The sequence below is a fragment of the Xenorhabdus sp. SGI246 genome, assembly GCF_040838225.1.
In the GTDB taxonomy this organism is placed as follows: Bacteria; Pseudomonadota; Gammaproteobacteria; order Enterobacterales; family Enterobacteriaceae; genus Xenorhabdus; species Xenorhabdus indica.
The window spans coordinates 148,038-154,037 of record NZ_JBFPEZ010000047.1; the positions used below are offsets into that span (position 1 = coordinate 148,038).

Sequence of the window (6,000 nt, forward strand, 5' to 3'; positions counted from 1 at the left end):
ATTTCAAAGCCAATTTGAATACAAAATTTAGCAGATAATTTGCAAAATAATAGTAGATCAAATAACTATAATAACCATAAACTATCTGTTACAGCACACTGATCCTGATAATATTTTCTCGTCGGCAGGTTGAAGGAAAAATGTTATCCTCTCCATCAACAACCTTTTACTCGCTCTTTGTGACAATAACATAACAATGGCTTTTACTTTACGCCCTTATCAACAAGAAGCGGTAGATGCGACCATTCGTCATTTCCGCAAACATAAAAAACCAGCAGTTATTGTTTTACCTACTGGTGCAGGCAAAAGCCTTGTCATTGCTGAACTGGCTAAACTAGCTCACGGCCGGGTTTTAGTACTGGCACATGTTAAAGAACTGGTTGCACAAAACCACAGTAAATATTGTTCTTATAACCTGAAAGCAGATATCTTTTCTGCCGGGCTGCATCAAAAACAGAGTGAAGGAAAAGTTGTCTTTGGCAGCATTCAGTCTGTAGCCCGCAATTTAGACCGTTTTGACCACAACTTCTCACTGCTAATCATCGATGAATGCCACCGCATTGGTGGTGATGAAAACAGTCAATATCAGCAAATTATCCAGCAACTGCAAAAAAATAATCCCCAGATCAGGATACTGGGTTTAACCGCGACGCCTTACCGTTTAGGTGTTGGCTGGATTTATCAGTATCACTATCATGGCATGATACGTGGTGACGAAAATTGCTTTTTTCGTGACTGTATTTATGAACTTCCATTACGTTATATGATCAAACACCACTTTCTGGTTCCTCCAGAAAGGTTAGATATGCCCATAATGCAATATGATTTCAGTCAAGTACGTATCAGTCAGCAGGGTATTTTCAATGAAGCTGATTTGAGTCGAGAAATTAAACGACAGAAACGTATTACGCCACATATTATCAAACAGGTCATTGAATATGCAGCAGATCGGAAAGGTGTAATGATTTTTGCGGCCACAGTTGAACATGCAAAAGAAATTTTCCTGTTACTTCCCACAGGACAGGCAGCATTAGTCAGCGCCGATACACCGAGCACTGAACGGGATCTTCTGATCAGCGCCTTCAAAAAACAGCAACTACGCTATATGGTTAATGTTGCTGTTTTGACAACTGGGTTTGATGCACCTCACGTCGATCTCATTGCGATATTGCGTCCAACAGAGTCCGTGAGCCTCTATCAGCAGATTGTTGGCCGTGGATTACGCCTGTTTCCTGATAAGAAGGAGTGCCTCATTTTAGACTACGCGGGCAACCCTCACGACCTTTATACTCCTGAAGTCGGTAGCCACAGACCCAGTTCACAAAATCAGCCTGTACAGGTATTCTGTCCAATCTGCCAGTTTGCCAATACTTTCTGGGGAAAATGCACCGCAGAGGGTGACATCATTGAACACTTTGGACGCCGTTGCCAAGGATGGGAAGAAGACGATACAGGAAGAAGACACCAATGTGATTTTCGCTTTCGTTTTAAATCATGCCCGCATTGCGGAGCAGAAAACGATATCGCAGCCCGACGTTGCCATCGTTGTCAAGAAGTACTGGTCGACCCTGATGATATGCTGAAAGCAGCCCTTAAACTCAAAGATGCTCTTGTACTACGTTGTGGTGGAATGCAATTAACTCCGGGTAATGACAATAAAGGCGAATGGCTCAAAATCACTTATTACGATGAAGATGGGGCAAATGTATCTGAATTATTCCGTTTGACAACACCTGGCCAAAAAAAAGTATTTGAATTGCAATTTATGCGCCATCATCAACGAGCACCGGGTATTCCTTTACATTGGAAAACAGCTGGAGATATTGCTCATCAACTTCCTTTACTACGACACCCTGATTTTATTGTTGCACGGAAAAAAGGGCCGTTTTGGCAGATCCGGGAAAAAATTTTTGATTATCAAGGCCGCTTCCGACGGGCCGATGACCTGTATTAAGCGGTGTAATTATTCACGACAAAGTACTTTCTATTTGCCGTCATATAGGTTTTTCGTTAAAATGCCGCCCGCTTAACATAATCCATATGTTAAGCCAAGTATCGAACCTGCTGCTGGGTCGCCTGTAGCAGGATTTATTTTCTTCTTTTATCGAGAAAAAATAATGTTAACTATTAATGCAGAAGTACGTAAAGAGCAGGGTAAGGGTGCGAGCCGCCGCCTGCGCAGAGCTAACAAGTTTCCAGCAATCATTTATGGTGGTAACCAAGAACCAGTTTCTATAGAACTGGATCACGATGCAGTTATCAACCACGAAAGCAAGCCAGAATTCTACGAAGTTCTGACTCTGGTCGTTGATGGTAAAGAAACTAAAGTTAAAGTGCAGGCAGTACAGCGTCATCCGTTTAAACCTAAACTGACGCACATTGATTTCCTGCGTGCTTAATTAGCCACAATCGAGCTTTTATCGGGACGCCGAGTAAATAACGCCGCACTTGCGGCGTTATTTATTTTTATCATTTCGATGATTATGAATGTTTCAAACTCAGAGTCGAAATAGATTAGTGATTACCACTGCCACGGCGTTGCAATTGATCACGCAGATTTGGAGGAGTACCCTTAATCGTTAATGTATCTGTTGCCGGATCCCAAAAAATCCTTTCTCCGAGTAACATAGCATCAAAATTAATTGTCAATCCACCACCGCTGCCAGCAAACTTAGTCAACTGACGCAATGTACTGCGATCTGCCGGGAAACTTTCTTCCAACTCGTATCCCTTATCCTGTGAAAATTGCTGGAAGTTATGCTCACCTAATGGTGGTAATTCTTGAGACAGTTCCTGCAATTTAATCTCTTCGCCCGCCTGTAGTTGCTCATTACAATAACTATAAACCTGTTGGCGATAAGCTTGTCGCTCATTTTTATCTAGCTGAGCAGATTCGCAATAATCATCTACTGCCTGCAATAACCCTTTATTCTGTACCTTAGCATTCATTCCTTCACTGGCAGCCAGAAAATCCATGAAAAAGTCAGAAACCTTGCGCCCTACCCGCCCTTTCAGGAAAGTCAAATAGCGACAGGAGCCAGGGTTAGTTTCCCACTCAGTTAAATCAATTCTGGCAACAATATCAGCATGAGGAATATCAAGATACTGCGTTGTATTTACATCTAACTCTTCATTGACAGAAGTACTACTACAACTGTTAAGAACCGCAATTAACAAATACTCTACAGCCAAATATCGGTACTGACAAAACAACACCGTACCGCCTTCTGCAAATGGGTATTTTGTCAGTTCATCTTTCAAACGAACGGTTGCAGCTCGGCTAAAACCTAAAAAATCTTCATTCCCCTTACGTTGATGACGGAGTGACTCTGCAAGTTCACTGTCATCATTGAACACACCATAAGCTTTGCTTTTAGCGCTATACACGCGATGTAATTCTGCCATCATCTCTTCCACTACCGCATTGGTATCCAGCAGAGAATCCCGCAAAATCACTTCCAGTGTTTGTTCATCACGTTTAATCAACCGATGTAACGCGATCTGGGTAATTTCCAGACTCATTATTTATACTCCTTTTACAGCTTTGACCTTCTGGGCCTTGCAGTTAGCGGCGTATTCAAACACTGTTACCTCTCTGCTGCAACCAAAAATCCCAATGATGGAAAAGCGTTCACAATTTAATTATTAACGTTACTCATTTCAAAGAATAAAATGATGCAACAGCTAAAAGCATGACAATAATTTGCACAATAAAGAAATTAAATTGTCATAAAAAAGCAGAAAATACCCCCTCTATACGGTAGTATATGAAGCTTTATATATTCAGGATATTTGAGTCATGCCACAATCTTCTCGCTACAGCGATGAAAAAGTTGAACATTTACTAGCTGAACTGGTAAATGTTTTCGAGAAAAACCATATTCCTACCGATCTTTCATTAATGGTTTTAGGCAATATGGTCACAAATTTAATCAACACGAGTATTGCTCCTGCCCAACGCAGACATATCGCAAACTCGTTTGCACACGCGTTACAATCTTCGATCAATGAAGATAAAGCGCATTAATTTTTCCATTAAGACATTAACGTAAGAAAATATGGTGACTAGCCGCCAGCATTACCGCGAAAAAGTTTCTCAGATGATCAGTTGGGGACACTGGTTCGCTCTGTTCAATATTATGTTCAGTCTTGTGCTGGGCAGTCGCTATTTATTTGCATCGGATTGGCCGGGTTCACTGTTTGGTCGCATCTATGCGCTGGTCAGTTGGCTCGGTCATTTCAGCTTCATTGTTTTCACCATTTATTTATTGGTGTTATTCCCGCTGACATTTATTGTTATGTCACAGAGGTTGCTACGATTCCTTTCTGCCACCGTGGCAACGGCAGGGTTAACACTGTTGATACTTGATTCCTCCATCTATGTGCGTTTTCACCTACACCTGACACCACTGGTTTGGGATCTGGTAACCAATCCAGAACAAGGTGAACGGGCAAGAGAATGGCAACTGATGTTCATCTGCATACCCGTTATTTTTTTGGTACAGATGCTATACGGTACGTGGAGTTGGCAGAAATTGCGTAGCCTGAACCGACAAAAGTTCGGCAAACCATTAGCCGCTGTATTTATCACAGCTTTTATTGCTTCCCATATGATGTATATCTGGGCAGATGCCAATTTCTATCGGCCTATTACCATGCAACGTTCGAACTTACCACTTTCATACCCAATGACAGCACGTAAGTTTCTTGAAAAGCATGGTCTGCTGGACAAACAAGAATATCAGCGTCGTATAAGCCAGCAAGGCAATCCTTCTGCTCTGACAGTTGAATATCCATTGAATACGTTATCTTACCGTGATAGCGGACGCGGTTATAATTTATTGTTATTGGTTGTAGATGGTTTGGATAATAATGATATTACCGCTAATGAGATGCCATTCCTTGAACGCTTCACAAAAAATAATATCCAGTTCACCCAACACTTCAGCACTGGTATGCAGAATGATACTGCGTTATTTGGATTATTCTACGGCATATCATCCGGCTATCTGGATGGTATTCTTTACAGCAGAAAATCTTCGGCACTTATAGATGCCTTGACTCATCAAGGGTATCAGTTTGGTTTATACTCATCAGATGGATTCAAAACCCCACTTTACCGCCAAGCTATTTTAACTGACTATTCACTCCCCAACGTTGACAAACCCAATGACAGCTTAACGTTAGAACAATGGCAACAGTGGCTAAATTTACGTAATAATACAACACCATGGTTTTCATTCTTAAACTTGAATGGTATTCCACCTTTATCAGATAAAGTTGACAAGAAGACACTGGATGTTGAAATCAATCATGTTCTGGAAACCTTGATACATAAAGGTGCCTTAAACAATACCATCATTGTTATTACTGCTAAACATGGCAGCACCATTACAAACTCTCCACCAAAATGGTTTACAGGCGATAAGTTTAATCGTCAACAAATGCAGGTTCCACTGATTATCCATTGGCCAGGCACACCAGCACAAACCATTAACAAACTGACTAGTCATCAAGATATTATGACAACATTAATGCAACGTTTATTGCATGTCAGTAATATCCCCGATGATTATTCGCAAGGAGAAGATCTTTTCAGAGCTCAAAGAAGTACTCCTTGGCTGATCACTGGTGAAAATGGTTCATTAATTGTGACAACAGACCAAAATACAATCTACCTTTCCAAGAATGGCGAATACCATCTGTATGACCTAAATGGCAATGAGATCCAAGATACCAAACCCAATCTGACTCAGTTGTTACAAATACTAACTGAAATAAAACGATTTTTAGCAAATTAATTGTTTAAAAATCAATCACTCACTAAACAAGGGGCTTGCTTTGCGCATAAAAAAAGGTACTATAAGCAAAGTCATCGGCATGTAGCGCAGCCTGGTAGCGCACCGTCATGGGGTGTCGGGGGTCGTAGGTTCAAATCCTATCATGCCGACCAAATCTCCCCAAAAAAACCAACCTGTTAGGGTAATACCGCTCGCTTAA

General features: G+C 41.2%; 5 protein-coding genes and 1 tRNA gene. 5 read left to right on the forward strand and 1 reads right to left on the reverse strand.

Annotated features, from left to right (window positions below):
• The first annotated feature begins 196 nt into the window (after positions 1 to 196).
• Both ABLA85_RS12005 and rplY read left to right on the forward strand, forming a co-directional pair.
• Positions 197 to 1,954 (forward strand): DEAD/DEAH box helicase, encoded by a 1,758-nt coding sequence (locus tag ABLA85_RS12005; protein WP_367964399.1) that lies wholly within the window; start codon positions 197 to 199, stop codon positions 1,952 to 1,954.
• Positions 1,955 to 2,117: 163 nt separating this feature from the next.
• The gene (gene rplY / locus ABLA85_RS12010; RefSeq protein ID WP_047679702.1) at positions 2,118 to 2,399 is read left to right on the forward strand and encodes a 50S ribosomal protein L25; all 282 of its coding nucleotides are present in this window, start codon (positions 2,118 to 2,120) and stop codon (positions 2,397 to 2,399) included.
• 115 nt (positions 2,400 to 2,514) lie between these two features.
• Here rplY and yejK read toward each other — a convergent pair whose 3' ends face one another.
• Complete coding sequence (yejK, locus tag ABLA85_RS12015) at positions 2,515 to 3,522, reverse strand: nucleoid-associated protein YejK (protein WP_367964401.1); 1,008 nt, start codon at positions 3,520 to 3,522, stop codon at positions 2,515 to 2,517.
• 277 nt (positions 3,523 to 3,799) lie between these two features.
• On the opposite strand from yejK, the gene ABLA85_RS12020 reads away from it, so the two are divergent.
• The 3 genes from ABLA85_RS12020 (at position 3,800) to ABLA85_RS12030 (ending at position 5,953) form a co-directional block, all read left to right on the forward strand.
• The gene (locus tag ABLA85_RS12020) at positions 3,800 to 4,027 is read left to right on the forward strand and encodes a YejL family protein (protein WP_099134811.1); all 228 of its coding nucleotides are present in this window, start codon (positions 3,800 to 3,802) and stop codon (positions 4,025 to 4,027) included.
• Between the two features lie 31 nt (positions 4,028 to 4,058).
• A complete protein-coding gene (gene yejM, locus ABLA85_RS12025; RefSeq protein ID WP_367964403.1) occupies positions 4,059 to 5,801 on the forward strand; it encodes an LPS biosynthesis-modulating metalloenzyme YejM in 1,743 nt (580 codons plus the stop codon).
• 75 nt (positions 5,802 to 5,876) lie between these two features.
• Positions 5,877 to 5,953: transfer RNA gene (locus ABLA85_RS12030), tRNA-Pro, on the forward strand.
• The last annotated feature ends 47 nt before the right edge of the window (positions 5,954 to 6,000 follow it).